The sequence below is a fragment of the Clostridium sp. FP2 genome, from assembly GCF_011065955.2.
In the GTDB taxonomy this organism is placed as follows: domain Bacteria; phylum Bacillota; class Clostridia; order Clostridiales; family Clostridiaceae; genus Clostridium_AD; species Clostridium_AD tagluense.
In genome coordinates this window covers 2707677-2725142 of sequence record NZ_JAAMNI020000001.1, presented here as the reverse complement: position 1 = coordinate 2725142, position 17466 = coordinate 2707677, and the positions used below count along the sequence as shown (strand labels likewise).

Sequence of the window (17466 nt, the reverse complement as noted above, 5' to 3'; positions counted from 1 at the left end):
AAGATTCATTCCTTTAATGTAATCAAGCACCATAGTATAAGTCAGCATCCTTTCGGATCACTCCAAATATTGAAGAGTTATACCTTCCATTACAGAAGATCTTTCGCTTTTTATACTTTCCTATACCCTCTACTTCCCATAAAAAAAAGGGCCTGTATAGGGCTTACCGAGTTCCAGTTTAAAACCAATTCAATGTGCCTTAGAACCTGTCTATAGCCCGGAGATACTGACCATCTTGCATACTGCATTTTCAGACATTATGCCCTTATCTCTCACCTTTTTTGTCCAAGCGTGTCAACCTTTTTTCGCTTGTTTGACTTAACGAGCCTTGCAACAGTTTGTTTATCCTGTTCATAACACATCATTTATGCTTGCAGTAGATAGGATAAGGTTTCCCATTTTTCCCGCTTTGTCCCAACAGCTTAGTACATTTCTGTTGCCAAAAATGCACCTGTGGTAGCATTACCCCAAATGGTAGGGATAGCCCAAAAGTTTAGTTAATACTTAGGCAGCTTTTAAACCGACCTCTCGTCACAGAAAAATAAAATCATTTGTTGGTTTTAATCTATTAAAAGGCATTTTATTCCCCTCCAATCAGTACAATTTCTTATTCTTATTCTTATTCTTATTCTTATTTTATCACAAATAACAATTCTTTTATACTTATTTGGTAAACGCCCAGAGCTGAAGCATGATTTTTTCAAAAAGCACTAATTTCATGTTAAATTATGAATTACTGGTATTATTTTTAATTTTGCGTAATTATTCTTGCTAAAGTAACCTTCATTATATTATTATTTTTAGCTCTTAGTAAAAAATGAACGACAAAAATGCCCTCAAAAGAGTGGCTATAATCATTTGCATTCATTTCACTCCACCTCCCTACGGGCGTAGCCCTTAAGAACCAATGCGAGTTTTATTGTCTAACTAATCTCCACTGATAACTATCGTCTTTTGATATTGCCGACAGGCGTACCATATCAAGCATATATCCTGTACATGCTTTGAAAATAAAAGTTATTAGACCACGTATACCTAGCCCATCAACCTTTTCTGCTAAAAATTCACTGTTTACAAGTAACACATTTATGAATCTACCTATTTTCATAAGATTATGAAATCCAACCATAGCATTCCAATTGTAGGAAAAGCAGTGTTCATATTGGTATCCTTGATGTTTCACTACAAGAAAATTATTTTCAATTTTCCAACGATACCGACCAATTTTAATACAACGATTTTCCACATTGCTTTTCGTAAGCTCTTTCCCAGATATCCAGATATATCTAGTCGATTTTGATTCAATTTTACCAGTAGTTCTACTTGTTTCTTCCCAAGTTTCTTCACAGGTTACTACGTGTAGTATTGTTTTTTTTCTACCATTATCACCATATGTATATTCAACGTCATTAATCCACCTATAAACCTGATTTCTAGCTCCACAATTGTACTTAATTGTATTCTCTGGAGTAAGTCTTATAAGCCCCATCGCTTCTTTCCAAGTATCTTTCATTGATCCTTCCTTGAATACAAGCATAAAATCCCAGCCATAATCACGGCAAATTTTTATTACAGGTCCACAAGCGTAAAGACCATCCATTGTTACTGCAATTTTAAGTTTTGGAAATCTTGCCTTTATTTTTTTAGAAAACCGATAAAAAGCTTTGCGCTCACAGTCTTGTTTATCAGAGCTAACATCTTTATATTCATCGTTGTTTAAAAATTCGCTCATTAATGGTAAAGTTATCCCATTATCAAAAATAACCACTGCCTCTAGCACGTATACATAATATTGTTCTTGTTTTTCTTTACCAACATGTCGCTCCAAACATTCTTGTGACCATTTTTCAGTTCTCATGAATTTCTGAGTGCCATCTATAGCTATGACATATCTCTTATTTATCAAATGATTTTTAAATTTCTTTTTTTTAATAAGTTCTTCAAATAGCACCAACATACTTTCTTCTATTTCTTCCACCTTTATTTTCTCTAAAAGTCTGCTTAATGTATCTGAATGTGGCATAGTTTCAAACTCTGGAAACATAGCTTTCATGTTATCAAAAAATATTGGTGAACTGATTTCTTTATTAGCATTTCTTAATGAAGACATATTATATACAAACATCAATATTCCGTATATCATAAGTACTGTTAAACTATGTTTTGTTTTCTTAGTTTGTCTTGGGTCTTTAATTTTGCTTAAATTTTTAAGAAGTGTTGGTAACAACCTTCTATAAACCTTTAGAGCTGCTTCTGTGGTTTCTTGCCTATCTACCATTTCTTCCTGAGCTTTGTTGTAGCTACATTTTTTATTAGCTATATTTCTTTTTTTTCTATACTCCTGTCTTGAAATAGTAAATCCTTTTGATTCTAATTCTTTAATTTTAAGGTCTTGTTCCTGTTTTCTTTTTTTGTGTCGTTCTTCTGTTCTATTCATCAGGGTTCACCACCTTGCATGGTTTAAGTCCTTTAAGACAATCCTTAAAATCCTTTTGCAGTGGATACATATAGATAGCTTTTGGTGGTAGCTGCATTTCTTTTTTTCTGTCCATTCTGCCACGACCTTTGGTTTCACCTAAATAAGTCCAATTTGAGGCCTTATAGCATGTACCCGCAAATTGAGAAGTATCTACAAATGTCTCTAATAACACTGGCGCATAACAATATTCTCTTAGCCAATCTTTTTGAATTTGCTTTATAGATAAAGCTAATGCTTTGCTTGCTAAATTTTTGATATTAACCCAAGGAAATATTAAAAATCTACTGTTATTCAGTATAAAATGAAGCCTTACATTTTTATCTTCAATATTCCATCCTATCCATTCATCACGTGGTTTAAGTGCCCACGCTGACGCGGAAAATTGAAGACACCCAAGCTTCTTGTCTCCACTTTTAACAAAATAGTACAATCTAGAACCAAATACCTGCCTATCTCCCAACATATGATAATCATTAACATATTTTCTCCATAGTTTCAATTGGGCTCCGGCTCTTGCAATCTCTAATTTTATTGGTTCAAACTCTTTTAAATCCCCTACAATAGAGGATGTATCTATATAAAAGTTCGGTATTATTGATACTGATACTTTTTTTGACTTAATAATTACAGGTGGCAATTCAATAATTCCAGCTTTTTCTAACTCCACTAGAAATGCTACGCATTGAGGTGTTTTGGCTCTTCCAGCTGGCGTAGTCCAGTCTAAAAACTCGCATACAGTACCTGCTAATTCTTTTCTTGATAAATGCGAATATTTTTTTCGTGTCCATTTGATAAGATCTATATCTTCAGATGTGAAATTTCGTCCGGAGGATGCCATAATAATATTGTCCATATTGTGCCCCACCTACCTTTCCAATATTATCATAACATTTGAGCTGTGATGTTGTCCAGGGGCATTTAAGAAAAAGTTTTTCAAAAAAACTTTGTAGCCCTTGCTACACAAGGGCTATATTTTTATGCTTCAGCTCTGGTAAACGCCAAATTATGTTATGGATTTTTAAAAAGACCACAGAGTACTCACCAGAATGTGTATTACAGCTAACATTGCACCAATAACATAATTATGTACATATACTGGGTCAATACTTCTAAATGGAAACATTTTTTTAGCCACTACACTTTGAGCAAGAGCTACTCCATGTATCCTTGAATATAATTCATACTACATAAAGGTATATTTCTAATTTAATTAATTCTACTAAACTTACTTCCTAAGATCTTGCGTATCAATGTAATTATGTGCTGTTAATATAGTAGTAACCATATTTATCGACCAATTGCGTTTTTTTGAAAATATACATTTTTCTCAAAATATTCCACTAGTTTTAATCTGTCATATTCAACATACTGCCTTGATGTAGTAATGTTCCCTTCAAAAATATCTAATATAATATATTGTGCTCGTGGATCTCCATTAAAGGGCATTCCTGCTGAACTAGGGCATATAAATCTTTTCCCATTTACTTCTTCATCCATGAACAAATGATAATGCCCCAAAATACAAACATCACTTCCCATACCACTGGCAATCTGGGCAAGCCCTTTCATATTAGGACTATTATTTTCTCTTTTTAAACTATCAACTACTGTAAAGACTTCAATCCCTGATGGATTATGGCACAAATACATAGAGATTCCTTCCTCTTCTATTAAAATATTCGATGGAAGAGACTTCAAGAATGCTACACGATTTGTACCTAGTTCATTGTATATTTGCTTATTTACTGGATATATCCAATCAGCATTTTCTTCTATTGGAGTTATTAATTCATCAATATTACCCGATATAATTAAATGTTTTTGGTTTTGCTTTTGGTAACGCATTAACAAATCAACAGTTTCATTTGAGCCATAACCTCCAAAAATATAATCACCTAGAAAAAAGATCCTATCTATATCTCTACTATTTATATCCTTCAATACTGCTTCAAAAGCAATATGATTACTATGTATATCAGCAACTACTGCAATTTTCATAAAATACGGCCCTCCCCTGTTTATAAAGATTTTTCACAAAAACAACCTATAATTCTATGGGTTTTTTCAATATTCAGCTATGCTTGTTCAACAAGCAATTTAATATTTTCTTCTGTTGAAAGCAAGTCATTTTGTATACTATTGAACTTTTCTTTCAGTGAACCTATTACACTGTCTACATTGTTTGCAACACGCTTTGCACTGTCTAATGATTCACAAATTTTTGATTGTACAACCCAATCAGATATAAGACCATCAAAAAAATAATCTGCAAATGTTTCGAAAGAACCAATATTTATTTCTATATTCATTATTAAATTCACATCGGATAATTCATTTTGGAATCGTATCAATGCAATTTTTGTATGATGTACATATTCCTTAGCTTCATCAATATGTGAGTGCTTAGCCGCAGTGGCAAGTAAACCTCCACCTAGTATATCCCATGTTCCCCAGCCTTCAGCACTTTCAAGAGAATTTATTACACGTCCAAGTTCAATTTGTACAGCATCACCTGAGGCAATTGCTTCCTTCAATTCTTTCTTTTGTGCTTCAAGGTCAGCTATGTTGTCTATAAGTTGAAGTATCTTTTGAGAATTACCATCATTTAGTTGCAGTATAAACTCTTCTTTGTGCTTCAATACAGTTTCATACTCACAATCTACGCCAAGTAGACTGTTTAATGAGGAGTTATAAGATACAAGTGCCCTCTCTAATGCTAAAACTGATTTGGAACACTCATCATACTTTAGCTTAGCAGAAAGCAATTCTTGCCTCTCATTTTCAAGCTGTTGATGCTTACTCCCAAGTATGGAATAAAATATACTAGTAATACTTAATGATTCAAGTTTTTTAACATCATTATCCTCATCTTTAAGAATATTTTCCAGCGCTAGCTTTCTATCTAATTCTTTTTGTAATGATTCTCTAGTCTGGTTAACCAAACTTTGAAATTTTTTTTTTCTCAATAGTTTTTCTTTGGCATTTATAAGTTCCCTGTTAAGGTCTTCAAACATGCTAAACTTCCTCTCGTCTTATGACTTTTTTGTACACAATATTCTAAAATTTTAACTTATATTCGTATGACTAAAAATAATTTTATAAACTTCAACTTATTTACTATATTCCCTTTTTAAAATTGAATACACTTGTAAATCAACGTAATCGCCATGTTCAAATTCATATTCTCTTAATAATCCTTCTAATTTAAATCCGCATTTTTCTAATGTTTTTTTACATCCTATATTTCTTGGATCGACCTTTGCTTGTACTCTATTATAGTTCTTATTAGAAAAACTAAATTTCAAAAGTTCAGAAATACAATCAGTCATTATTCCCTTGTTCCAATATTCCTTTTTTAGTTTAAATCCAATTTCAATTTTATTATGCTGTCTATCTAAATCAAAAACGCCAATATCTCCAATATATTTATTCGTTTTTTTATCCGCTATTACCCACCTTGCTCCGTTATTTCCTTTAAAAAGACTTATAAACCAATTAATTTCCTCTTCCGCTTCTTTTATATTTATATATGGCTCTATCCCATAATATTTCATAACGTCTTCATCATTTGTTACTCTTAATAATTCTTCTGCATCTTCTAGCGTCGCTTCTCTTAATCTAATAATATGATTTTCAAATATTCCCATGATTTTTTTCCTCCTTAATATATTTCGTGTGTATACGTTAAATAAATTGTATTTATTTATTTTTTCATGCATATTTTCCCACCTCACTTGCAATTCGTTTTTTTCTCTTTCATGAGCATAATTATTATATGATTGTAATACTTCTCAGGTATAGACTTTCTCCACCTCCATTATGCGGTAATTCAATAAATTTCTTTTTCACTAAATACTCATTAGTAGAACCGAAAATTTGATGCCATAGTTCATTTGATATTTCCTTTATATCTAACATATGCCTTATTGATGTCAAATCAGATACATTAATCTCAAAATTTTCAAAAAATTCTCTCACCACTGGATATAATTCCAAAAGTATGGTATCTGATATATCCTCAATAATTGTCTTTTCGCTTGAATAAAATAATGGCACATTTATTAATATAGATTTATTAACCTCATTTATATCAGCATAACCAAGTTCGTTTAGAATACTAACCAAACTTTTTTCCTTCACTGTCAGCTCATTGCACTTAGCATCTTTGCTAATTACATTAACTATTAGCTCTCCGCACTTTCTCGCAATTTCTTTATTCATGTCATCTATAATTGTGTTATATCCTATATTTAAGTCATGAAAAGGAGTTTCATTGTCAATACCCTTTTGTATAAGTCTAAAAAATCTGTACATGTCCTTACTTGAATCATTTGAATGTCCATACCAATTTAATCCATAGCTGCTATAACTATTACGAATGTATATTAACTTACTGCTTGGGAGATCTACTGTTTTGATATCCTCATAAGCTACTCTAATATAAGTTCTATCATCAGGCTGTAATTTTGATGTAGAAAAAATATTCCTTTTAGTAAAAAAAGCAAGGGCAGTGTGGTCAAAAATATCTTCACAAATTATATGATAAAGTATTCTTTCTTTGCTGTGATACTTTGAACATTCTAAATTTAATAATTTTTGGTTAATAACATTACTTAAAGATATTATTTTGTCCCCAATTACTTGACCTATATTACTTAAATACCCCTTCATTTTTATAACATCTTCTTCTAAAAAAACAGGGAATTTTATTCTAAATGTATCATCCTTCACTTCTATTGCATTAATCAATTGAAGGTTATTAATTGTATCATCAAGTTTTTCCTCACTCATATTTAGAATTTTAACTATCTCATATTTAGATATTGAAAATGGTTCATTTGACGCAATTAAATATAATATTTGAGGTGCATGGTTTTTATTACATATATAGTCTGGATTATAATTGCCGTAATTACCATCCTCCCCAAAATAGTAAAAATTCAGTTTCTTGTTTTTCATATTCACTATCCCCCAATATTACTATTGTTTGTTTATAACTTTTGAACACTCTATCTTAATATCTCTTAAAGCTGCTTAGGTATTTCCACTAACATATTGTGTTGATGGCAAAATTTTGTTATACGGAATTTAGACACTACACTTTGAGTAAGAGCTACTCCCTCTATCCTTGAATATAATTCATACTATATAATAATTGCGGTGTAAAATAAGAATATTGAGTATTAAAAGGATTTTGCTTCTTTCAAGAGTTCATTACCATCTAATAAGCATTTATCATTTAAATTGCCAAATGAAATACTTAGAATTAACTTATCATCTACAATATATTCAGCAACAAATAATCCGCTCCCTATATCTTTAGTCATACCTAACTTCTTGATAATTTCTTCATATGCCATATTACTCTTTATTTCTTTCAGTGTTTTTGAAGGTATATTTCTAATTTTATTATGTGAAGAAAGTAATTCATAATATGAGGATTCCGTTGATGGTTTTTTCGTAATTTCGGTAGTATTATCTTGATTCATAACTATACTTCCTTTAGATTTTATGTATGATGTAAAAACAACCAGGAAGCATAAAATGATACTAATAATAAATAGTGAGTGCCTATTTTTCATTATATTCCCCCTTGCCTTTAAAGTAACTAAAAACTATAGTTCTCTTATATATTTCTATGAATTAATTCACCAGTAACAAACTAGAAGCGTATTTGTTCTAGCATCTAGTTTGCCAAAGTGCACAAATATTAAATCACCTACAGTAACATTTAAACCAGATTCTTCAAAGATTTTACCTTTCTTTAAACATAAAATCTCTTACGCTTTATGATAAAATTGTGTCTCAATAAAACCAAATCTAAAAACTCTTAATCAATTACTCTTTTTCTCTAAAATTTCAACTAAAGTTTCTAATTCCCACTGCTGAGAATCTTAGTGAAACTTCGCTTGGTTTCGCAGGTGTAGCTTGGCTATATTTTCAAGTCAATCTTACAAAAATATGCGCCAGTCTTGAACTCAAAATCTATAGTATTAACAGTATAGAACAAAGAAACAGCAGTAATAATTATTAGTACCATAGAAGCAACTAATATATTTTTTTATAATTAATTTCCAATAAACCTAAATCAAAAAAAGTATTACAACTGCGCTAACTAAGACAGTTTAGTCAAGTGTGAAGTATCATTTAATATTCTTAATACTCTTTGATTAAACCTACCTTCTAATAACATAGAAATACTTGCTGGTGAAGCAGAAAAAACTGTATGATTTAACATTTCTGGTGTTAATTTTAGCCACCATGCTATTATGTATGATAAAGCACATCCATGTGTAACAATAATTAAATTCTTTCGATTCAAATTATAAATATCTTCCATACATTTGCTAACTCTTAGAAAAAACTGTCTCCAAGTCTCTCCACCTAAAAATGCTTCATGGTCTATATTAAAACCTTCTTCTGGCATAGGAATTTCATTTTCTTTTACCCAATCCTTTGTTTTCCATGCTGCAATACCATTATTAATTTCTCTTAGTCCAAAATCTTCTATTACTCCTAAGTTTAAATAATTATCAATAATATCAGCCGTTTGTTTTGCTCTTAATAAATCTGATGAATACAAGGTATATTCTTCCGTACTTATTTCATTTTTCAATTTTGCACCAAGCAAATTAGCCTGTTTTCGTCCTAAATCAGTAAGCGGGGTGTCTGTCCACCCGCCTGTCAAGTTATTGATATGATGTTCTGATTGGCAATGCTGAATTAGTATGATTTTTCTCATCTTTTACCTCCCTTGTATAGATTGAGCGTTCACGGAAACTCCTTAGCTCCTTTGTTTACTCAGTTTTAGTATCATTAATTTTTGTTGATTCCCCCACTTTTTTTTGCATAAAACACTTCACAAGTTTGTGAAATTTTGCGACCTTCCGCTTAAAGGCATGTTTTAATAGGAGGATTATTTCATGCTTAAAAATTGGAGCTCTCATGTTTCTACAAAGCTTTTCCTAAAAAAGTTATAGAACTTAACCCTTCTATCTCTAAGTTGTATTGCTTAGACTTAGATATTCTTAGAGGAATAAAAATAATGTCCATACTTTTGGCCATGATAAACAACATGGTATTTAGAAAACACTTCGGGCTCTTGATAAACCAGCTTAATATTATTTGCTAAATCAATATATTTACTACTAAATGAGTTAGATGATACTACACTTTTATATGAAAAATAATATTCAACGCATGTCGTTTATTAAATGCTCCACTTCACATTAACCATATATCAATATTATGTAATATTGTATATAGGTTATTTTATAACAGCAGTAACAATATTATTACACAATTCTATATATGAAATACCACTAGCCAAAGCTTCTTGTGGAATTAGACTTGTAGGTGTCATCCCCGGAAGTGTATTAGCTTCAAGACATATAAATTCACCACTGCCATCTAAAATAAAATCCATTCTTGAATATGTCCCTAGTCGTAAAATTTCAGATATTCTTAACGCTAAATTTTGAACTCTATTTGTATCATATTCCGAAAGAGTTGCAGGACATATATCTTGAGTTAATCCAGCTTGGTATTTATTCTTGTAATCATAGAATCCTTCTTTTGGTATTATTTCTATTACGGGCAATGCCTTACCTTGTAATAAACCTACAGAAAACTCACTACCCAATATCATTTTTTCAATAAGTATACTTGATTCAATTTTGTTAGCTATAGTAATTGCTGTTTCGAGCTCTTCAATATTATGAACAATTGATACCCCTATGCTCGATCCTGCACTACAAGGTTTAACTACACACGGCAACCCAATTCTTTCAAGAATATATTCTGTTGATATTGAATTTTTATTGAAAATTAACCATTGAGCTGTAGGAATACCTGCCTTTTGTAACAGTTTCTTAGTTAAATCTTTATCCATTGCAAGGAGGCTTCCGATATATCCAGTCCCAGTATATTTAATTCCCATTACATCAAAAGTTGCCTGTATTTGACCATTCTCACCCATTGCGCCATGTAGTGCTATAAAAACAACATCAGCAAACTGACAAAGTGCTAATACATTTTTTCCTATAAGAGAATCCCCATTGTTACTTTTTTTCTTTATTTCATTTAAATCAGGCTCTGTATTTTTAATCTTATAATAATACGGTTTTCCAGTTATATTATCTTCAAATAAATTTTCAAATTCACTTTCACTTACTAGTAAACCTTCATATACATCTAATAATAAAACACTATGACCAGCTTCTCTAAGAGCATTAGAAATTTGACTTCCAGAAGATAATGAAACATCTCTTTCTGGACTTAATCCACCTGCAAGTACCACAATTTTCACAACTTCACCTCATAAAATATTTATTTTTAACTTTGATAAAAAGAATTTTTTTTCTGAAATATGTTTTTTAAAAGAATTTATAAAAAAATATACTTGTGACACATAGTTTACAATTGTCCAACAATATAAGAATGTTTTCGTTTTAATAATTAAATTTTCTTACCAAGTCTTTTATTAAGTTCCCAAAGTGCTACCTTATTTCCGCTTTTTTACTAAGTATTTAAAACGAAAAATGTTCTATTTCATTCCAATAAGTGAAATTAAGCCATTAGCCAAAGTCTCTCCCCAACACAAATAATCATGTCCACTTTTAAATTCTTCAAAGGCAACAGTATATCCTTTGAATATTAGCACATCTCTTAAGTTTATATTTGTATCAATCATTCTATCTTTAGTTTCAAGAACCCCTACATTTAAGTAAAACTTAAGCGGTAATTTACCTATTGCTTTAAATTGATTACTCATCCAACAATTACTGTCATCACATTCAAAGCCTTCCGGCTTATACCAATAAGAACCAGACTGAGAAAGTACCTTTCCAAAGATTTCAGAATGTTTTAATCCTAAATAAGTTGCTGTTAATCCACCTAAACTTAGTCCTCCAATTATAGCTTCATCTGCTTTATTTGAAATGTTGTACTTATCTCTAACCCATGGAATTAACTCTATAACTATAATATCTGTAAATGCAGTACTACACTTTAATTCTTCAACCCTAGTCTCAGTTGAATCAATGAATATTACAATTATAGGTGGTATCTTTTTATCAGCTATTAAATTGTCCAATAATTGTACTGCGGATAGAACATTAATGTACTCATCGCCATCAGTCAAAACTAGAAATCCATAAGGTTTATTCTTTTGACTATATTCATGAGGTGTGTAAATTCTAATTCTACGAGGATTTTCTAAATTTTCACTTTTAAATTTATGTTCCTCTAACTTTCCTTTAGGCACGTTATTTCTTTCTTTAACCCAGATATGTTCCTCCGCGTTTAACATTACTGAATAAGATCTTAACTTATCTTCTTTTCCCTTATCATCTTTAAAAATTGTTATATTTCTATTGAATCTATCATATGCTAAATTTTCAAATCGTTTCTCCCAATCATCATCAAATGAATCGTTTGCAGAAAAATAATATCTAAAACGCACATCATTTCTCACCTTATAAGTTATATGCCACAAATTTGTTTTCTTAAGTCTTTCCATTTTGTTCTCTAATAAATTTTCCAATCCTACTGGAGGTATAAACACTACATTTTCATATTCTTCATCAGCTTTATAAACAAAGGTAACTAAGTCATTTTCAAGATCACAATCTAATTTCTCTATTAATGGAGTACCGTTATTTTTATTTGCCACAAAAATTCTTCCATCGCCTGATTATTTACTTGCTGAAATTTTTCTTCTAACTTCATAATTATTTTACTCTTTAACAAAGTTTTTTCCATAGTAAATCTTTTCCTCCTCGCAAATTTACACATTACTATATAAAAATAGTCCACTACCAAAGGCGAATGGAAATATTTTATAGTTGAAATTATATTTATAGAAAGTATTTTTACATTTTTATAAGTTCATAATTTACCTTAAAACCGAGGTATGTACAATTAATATTAGGATTATCAATTTCATAATAAGAATAGCCAGGGAACTCTTTATCTAATGATCATTTTCCTAGGATGTTCATTCTCTTATCCATCAACTCCTTATTGAATAATATACAAAAATTACGAAATAAATGTATTTTCTCTTACATTCGGCAATGAACTGTAAATTGACTTTCCAATCTTTTTCTCAAAATATTGTTTAATTTCAAAAGTTGATTCCCATCTTCACAAATACAAAATTTTCTCGTAAAGTTTCTTCGTCATCTCGATATGAAAATGATACTATTTCATTATTAGCGTCTCTACTGAAAGTCGTGCAATGATAAGGAATATAATTATTAGGTGCACTTATAAAAGTATCTCTGATTGCTGGTGTATAATATAAATCCAACGCATTATTATGGCGATTCTCATTACTTATAAATAATTTTTGGTTATCAACCATAACATTATATGAGACGCCAAGTTTTTCACAATAATAGCTTCCCTCGTATACCTTTAACTCAGAATTATCGATTTTTTCTCCACAGAAAGGATAAAACGTTCTGTCAACTTTTCCGCTGTGTAACTGAATACCCTCTGGTATATGTTTATTATTTTCTACTACTGTATATGTTTTGCTTTTATCCACTGATTTAAAAACACCATCACCATAATAAAAAATTTTAGTACTATTTCCTAAATAATCGTCTACATAGTAAGTATCCTTCTTTTTTCTTATGTTCCATATGCAACTACTGATTGGATCCATATATTTTCCTGATAAGTCCAAATCAAATTCCACTTGATTGATATTTGTTTCAGCTGACTCATTCTCGTCCTCACTGGCTTTTTCATCCTCATAACCAATTAATAATTTTAGAATACCATGCGTTAATCCGCCATCCTCATTACAAACATCAATATCATGAAAGAAACCCGTATGATTTCCAAAAACAATCACATAATTTCTTTTCTGGCAATAGTGCATAATATGCACTATAACCACCCGCACATCCTCCATGCTGTATTAACTTATTACCATAAAATTTGCCAAGGAACAGGCCACAACCATATCCGCATTCTTCCCCATCATTTAACAATCCAGATGTTATCAATACTTCTATAAATTCTTTTGAGGATTTTCCTAGAATATTATTATGAAAATTTTTATCCCATAAATAAAAATCGCGTACAGTTGTCCATAACTGACCAGCACCAGCAACTTCTACATTCTCTTCATTAATGGAAATTGTGTCATGCATTGAACAATAACGTTCATAACTGTCATTAAAATGCACATAATCATAATTTGAATATCCAGATGCTCTATTTTTAATGATTTTTGTACGATCATCTCTGATAAAAGTATTATTCATACCTAATGGTTTAAATATATGCTCTTCTGCATATTGGAAGTAAGTTAGATATCGTAATTTTATTACCACAATCCTTAAGCTGAGGAAATATACTCTTGATATCTTGATCTAATGATAATTTCCCTTCTTCTATCAGCAAAGCGATACAAGTTGCTGTAAATTGTTTTGCAATAGAACAAACATGAAATACGGTATTCCCATCAATTGGGATGTCATAGTCTAAGTTAGCCACACCATACCCTTTGCAAAATATCAATTGACCATTCTCAACAACTCCAATAGCGATCCCTGGATAGTCCTTCCTATCATACTTTTTACACATTTCATCAATTTTAGTTAATATATTAAATGTTGCCATTATATTTTTCACCCCTGATTAATTTTTTCACATAACTTAAAGCTTCATTAATATCTTTAAAATATTTATGATTCAATTGTTTTTTTCTTTATAATAACTTACAATTTTAACCCAACTAATGATAATTATAGCATATTACCTCATAAAACACATGTATTTTTTGTTATACATGAAAAATACTTACATTTTAAGCGCCGTATTATTGGTACTTTCATTTTCAATAGTTAATTCGCATTTTGCTTATTCTTCAACAAACTTCCTACACACTTGTTCTATTTCCTTTTATAAAAAATATCTCAGCTATCCATACATTTTTGCATTAAAAAGACACCCTCTCCGGTGCCCTTAATTTTATTATTTTATTATTTTATTTTGTAGTTGTGTCGCCATAACAACTAAAAACGCCACAAACTTTTATTGTTTGTGACGTTTTATATGAAAAGTGTGCCACAGCTCTTTAATAACAAACTATATTATCTTAACTTTTATTTATCTTAATTTTTGCGTTTATAAATCAAAGATATTGGACCATCTTCGAAACCTAAAATTCTATAGAAGTCCTCATTTCTGATACTTCCCCTTAACATGTAGGTAACTTGTTTGCTACTATCTACTATCTTATTTATTAAAACCTTACCAATACCTTTTCTTCTGTATTTCGAATCAACTACTACATTATTTATTTGTCCATTAAATACATAATCAGTTGTACACCTGGCAAATCCAACCATTATTTCTTCATCCCATGCGGTAACTACTATTTGAGAATTTTCTACCATGGCTTTTAATCTATTAATATCCTCAGTTTTATCATTCCATCCCACCTCATTAAATAAAGTTTTTAACTTTTCATAATCAACTTTTTTATCTGCATGATACATAATCATAGTATAACTTCCTTCCCTCGCTTAATTTTAAAAAACATGGCTTTTCCTTTATATTGAATAGCTAAAAATCACTAACCGCGTAAGATAATTTCTCATAGATTGGTAATTGTTATCTGCTCCAGAGGTCTACAAGAGGGTAAATCTCCTTCTGAAGTCGTTAATTTCAGCTCCCCAGGAGGTGATTTAATCCGTATAAAATAAATGTCATGAAGTCAAAAGGTTATAACTTGAATTGATTTCCTTTATCATTGATTTTGCATTTTTATAGGATAATAAAGCTTCTTTTATAATTTCAGCATATTGGATAGGAACATTAGAATATGCCCACTCTCCACCCTCTTTTTTAGAATATATTGCTCCTTCTTTAAGATAATATAAAACTCTACAAAGGTTAAGGATAATATATATAGGTGAATCGAGTATTTCTTCTTTTGCATTTACAACATCATTTATGATTGATTCTAAGTAATATCTTGGCGGAACAGGCTCAAATATATCATTTATTGGTTTTCCAAAAACACAAATACCTCTTGAAATAGTAATTGTAATGTGCGCAGCCAAATCGAGATCTTCTCCGTTTTCACACATGTAACTATAATCATGTTGATATTTTTCTTTATGAGCATTTGAAAAATGAAAAATAAATTGTGTGGGATTCTTGAAGCGGAGAAAGTATTTAATAAATATTGCAGTTCACTTAAAATATCGTGTTGCCGACATTCCCCTACCTAGTGCGACTGCACTTGGGTGGGGGAATATACCTTGGCGATGGGTTAACCGGCAACCTATATATACATTATAAGTCATAAAATTACACATTGCTATATAAAAATAGTCCACCAGCCAAGGCGGACGGCAACATTTTGTTATGGGTCGTTTTAGCAACTATACTTAGAGAAAGACCTAATCCAGTAATCCGTGCTTATGGTTCATACTACATAATAATTGTGGTGGAATATATGAAAAATATAAATATGCATACTTATGTACTGCTAAGTTTAAACTATATTAATATTTTTCTTCTCCTGAAATTATAAAATCAGCCCTATCTTGTGGTTTTTGTTCATGAAGATATTTATCCTCTTCATTCATCCACTGTTCCCAAAAGTCAAGGGCATTTGAACCATCTCTTTCTAATCCTCTCTTTAAACGGATTTTTCTATTACATTCTACAAATATCTTAATGTCATATTTACTAAATAATTCATTACTTAGAGAGTAGACACCTTCAACTATAATTAGTCTATTAGGTTGGACTGTATGCCATTCTGATAACTTATCTAATACCCAATCATACTTTTGATATTTTGATTCCTTTCCACTAATAATCATATTAATAACCTGTTGATTTAATCTTTTGATATCATAATCCGCTGCCACTTCTTTATCACATATTCTACCCTGTACCCTTTTACTAGACGGTTTATAGAAATCATCCATGTGTATTATTTGGACACCAACATACTTTAAACCAATATACTCTGCTAAAGTACTCTTTCCTGCTCCACTACAACCATCAATGGCAACTATACAAAAGGCTTTTAACAAATTAACTTTTTCAATTTTATTTAAAATTTTATTCATTCTCTTACCCATCAACTCCTTAGTGAATAATATACGAAAATTATGAACTAAATGTATTTTTTCTTACATTATGCAATAAACTGTAGATTTACTTTCCAATTTTTTCTTCAAAATATTGTTTGATTTCAAAGGTTGATCCCCATCTTCGTATTTTATATTCGTTAATTCCACATCTTAATGCTAATTCTCATAACCCACATTTCTTATAAATTTCAGTAATACAAGGACTTTTAGTTTCTATATAACTATCGATATCTGTTGGATACTTTATTGCTGCTTGTAATTTAATTACACTATATTTTTCCCTATCTTCCTTGTGTGTTCTCAAATAATTTCGAAAAGCAATGTGCCTTTTTAACTCCTCTGAATCTCGTGGGCAAACGTATAAATGATGAGTCATAAACTCATGCTTTTCACTATATCCAAAAGCTTCTCTATTTTTATTCCTAAATCTCCTTCATGATAATAGCCTGAATTTTTCAGACGAGATTTAACATCTTTAAATGTATCATAGCTTTCAATAATAACATCTATATCTATAATTGGTTTAGCGGGTAACCCTTCTATCGAAGTGCTTCCTACATGTTCAATTGCAAGAACACTGTTTTCAAGTGCTTTTTCTAAATACAATTTTATTTTTTGAAATTCATTATTCCATCTAGAATCATATGGAACAACAATAACTCTTTTTGTTTTCATTTGGTTACCTCCAATATAAAGCTAATATAAATATTCTTTACTTTGTAAAAGTTCACAACAATGTCTCAATAAAATCAAATTTAAAAACTTTTAAGCTGTCACTCTGTTTATCTAAAATTATGCATAACGTTACTATTTCCCAACGCTGAGAAGCTTAGCGAGACTTCGCTTACTTCGCAG

16 protein-coding genes and 1 pseudogene are annotated in these 17466 nt (G+C 30.6%); all 17 read right to left on the bottom strand.

Annotated features, from left to right (window positions below):
- Positions 1 to 916: 916 nt before the first annotated feature.
- A complete protein-coding gene (locus tag G9F71_RS13015; RefSeq protein ID WP_224626383.1) occupies positions 917 to 2437 on the bottom strand; it encodes a transposase family protein in 1521 nt (506 codons plus the stop codon).
- Positions 2430 to 3332 carry a Druantia anti-phage system protein DruA gene (locus G9F71_RS13010; RefSeq protein ID WP_164952548.1) on the bottom strand — a complete coding sequence of 301 codons (903 nt, stop codon included), beginning with the start codon at positions 3330 to 3332 and terminating at the stop codon, positions 2430 to 2432. The genes G9F71_RS13015 and G9F71_RS13010 overlap by 8 nt, the downstream gene beginning before the upstream one ends.
- A gap of 434 nt (positions 3333 to 3766) precedes the next feature.
- Positions 3767 to 4477, bottom strand: a complete 711-nt coding sequence (locus tag G9F71_RS13005) for a metallophosphoesterase family protein (RefSeq protein WP_164951535.1) — start codon at positions 4475 to 4477, stop codon at positions 3767 to 3769.
- A gap of 77 nt (positions 4478 to 4554) precedes the next feature.
- A complete protein-coding gene (locus tag G9F71_RS13000; RefSeq protein ID WP_164951536.1) occupies positions 4555 to 5493 on the bottom strand; it encodes a hypothetical protein in 939 nt (312 codons plus the stop codon).
- Positions 5494 to 5589: 96 nt separating this feature from the next.
- A complete protein-coding gene (locus G9F71_RS12995; RefSeq protein ID WP_164951537.1) occupies positions 5590 to 6126 on the bottom strand; it encodes a GNAT family N-acetyltransferase in 537 nt (178 codons plus the stop codon).
- A 124-nt stretch (positions 6127 to 6250) separates the two neighbouring features.
- A complete protein-coding gene (locus G9F71_RS12990) occupies positions 6251 to 7438 on the bottom strand; it encodes a hypothetical protein (RefSeq protein ID WP_164951538.1) in 1188 nt (395 codons plus the stop codon).
- A gap of 224 nt (positions 7439 to 7662) precedes the next feature.
- Positions 7663 to 8061, bottom strand: a complete 399-nt coding sequence (locus G9F71_RS12985) for a hypothetical protein (RefSeq protein ID WP_164951539.1) — start codon at positions 8059 to 8061, stop codon at positions 7663 to 7665.
- Positions 8062 to 8594: 533 nt separating this feature from the next.
- Positions 8595 to 9221, bottom strand: a complete 627-nt coding sequence (locus tag G9F71_RS12980; RefSeq protein WP_164951540.1) for a histidine phosphatase family protein — start codon at positions 9219 to 9221, stop codon at positions 8595 to 8597.
- A 525-nt stretch (positions 9222 to 9746) separates the two neighbouring features.
- Positions 9747 to 10787 carry a D-alanine--D-alanine ligase gene (locus tag G9F71_RS12975; protein WP_164951541.1) on the bottom strand — a complete coding sequence of 347 codons (1041 nt, stop codon included), beginning with the start codon at positions 10785 to 10787 and terminating at the stop codon, positions 9747 to 9749.
- 237 nt (positions 10788 to 11024) lie between these two features.
- Positions 11025 to 12152 carry an alpha/beta hydrolase-fold protein gene (locus G9F71_RS12970; protein ID WP_224626380.1) on the bottom strand — a complete coding sequence of 376 codons (1128 nt, stop codon included), beginning with the start codon at positions 12150 to 12152 and terminating at the stop codon, positions 11025 to 11027.
- Positions 12153 to 12605: 453 nt separating this feature from the next.
- A complete protein-coding gene (locus G9F71_RS12960; protein WP_164951542.1) occupies positions 12606 to 13388 on the bottom strand; it encodes a hypothetical protein in 783 nt (260 codons plus the stop codon).
- Positions 13306 to 13758: a hypothetical protein gene (locus G9F71_RS12955; protein WP_224626378.1), complete on the bottom strand. Its 453-nt coding sequence runs from the start codon at positions 13756 to 13758 to the stop codon at positions 13306 to 13308. The genes G9F71_RS12960 and G9F71_RS12955 overlap by 83 nt, the downstream gene beginning before the upstream one ends.
- Before the next feature lie 10 nt (positions 13759 to 13768).
- On the bottom strand, positions 13769 to 14116 hold the full coding sequence (locus tag G9F71_RS12950; RefSeq protein ID WP_164951544.1) for a serine hydrolase domain-containing protein: 348 nt from the start codon (positions 14114 to 14116) through the stop codon (positions 13769 to 13771).
- Positions 14117 to 14610: 494 nt separating this feature from the next.
- Positions 14611 to 15003 carry a GNAT family N-acetyltransferase gene (locus tag G9F71_RS12945; protein ID WP_164951545.1) on the bottom strand — a complete coding sequence of 131 codons (393 nt, stop codon included), beginning with the start codon at positions 15001 to 15003 and terminating at the stop codon, positions 14611 to 14613.
- A gap of 204 nt (positions 15004 to 15207) precedes the next feature.
- Positions 15208 to 15591 (bottom strand): DUF4111 domain-containing protein, encoded by a 384-nt coding sequence (locus G9F71_RS12940; RefSeq protein ID WP_164951546.1) that lies wholly within the window; start codon positions 15589 to 15591, stop codon positions 15208 to 15210.
- A gap of 420 nt (positions 15592 to 16011) precedes the next feature.
- A complete protein-coding gene (locus G9F71_RS12935) occupies positions 16012 to 16587 on the bottom strand; it encodes a uridine kinase (protein WP_164951547.1) in 576 nt (191 codons plus the stop codon).
- Positions 16588 to 16774: 187 nt separating this feature from the next.
- A pseudogene (locus G9F71_RS12930) lies at positions 16775 to 17286 on the bottom strand (GrpB family protein).
- Between the last annotated feature and the right edge of the window lie 180 nt (positions 17287 to 17466).

Bases quoted from the DNA above. Each gene is read 5' to 3' on its own strand.
- G9F71_RS12945 (WP_164951545.1), bottom strand. From the start codon at position 15,003: ATGATTATGTATCATGCAGATAAAAAAGTTGATTATGAAAAGTTAAAA.
- G9F71_RS12990 (WP_164951538.1), bottom strand. From the start codon at position 7,438: ATGAAAAACAAGAAACTGAATTTTTACTATTTTGGGGAGGATGGTAAT.
- G9F71_RS12995 (WP_164951537.1), bottom strand. From the start codon at position 6,126: ATGGGAATATTTGAAAATCATATTATTAGATTAAGAGAAGCGACGCTA.
- G9F71_RS12980 (WP_164951540.1), bottom strand. From the start codon at position 9,221: ATGAGAAAAATCATACTAATTCAGCATTGCCAATCAGAACATCATATC.
- G9F71_RS13015 (WP_224626383.1), bottom strand. From the start codon at position 2,437: ATGAATAGAACAGAAGAACGACACAAAAAAAGAAAACAGGAACAAGAC.
- G9F71_RS12985 (WP_164951539.1), bottom strand. From the start codon at position 8,061: ATGAAAAATAGGCACTCACTATTTATTATTAGTATCATTTTATGCTTC.
- G9F71_RS12935 (WP_164951547.1), bottom strand. From the start codon at position 16,587: ATGAATAAAATTTTAAATAAAATTGAAAAAGTTAATTTGTTAAAAGCC.
- G9F71_RS12950 (WP_164951544.1), bottom strand. From the start codon at position 14,116: ATGGCAACATTTAATATATTAACTAAAATTGATGAAATGTGTAAAAAG.
- G9F71_RS13000 (WP_164951536.1), bottom strand. From the start codon at position 5,493: ATGTTTGAAGACCTTAACAGGGAACTTATAAATGCCAAAGAAAAACTA.
- G9F71_RS13010 (WP_164952548.1), bottom strand. From the start codon at position 3,332: ATGGACAATATTATTATGGCATCCTCCGGACGAAATTTCACATCTGAA.
- G9F71_RS12940 (WP_164951546.1), bottom strand. From the start codon at position 15,591: ATGTGTGAAAACGGAGAAGATCTCGATTTGGCTGCGCACATTACAATT.
- G9F71_RS13005 (WP_164951535.1), bottom strand. From the start codon at position 4,477: ATGAAAATTGCAGTAGTTGCTGATATACATAGTAATCATATTGCTTTT.
- G9F71_RS12955 (WP_224626378.1), bottom strand. From the start codon at position 13,758: ATGAATAATACTTTTATCAGAGATGATCGTACAAAAATCATTAAAAAT.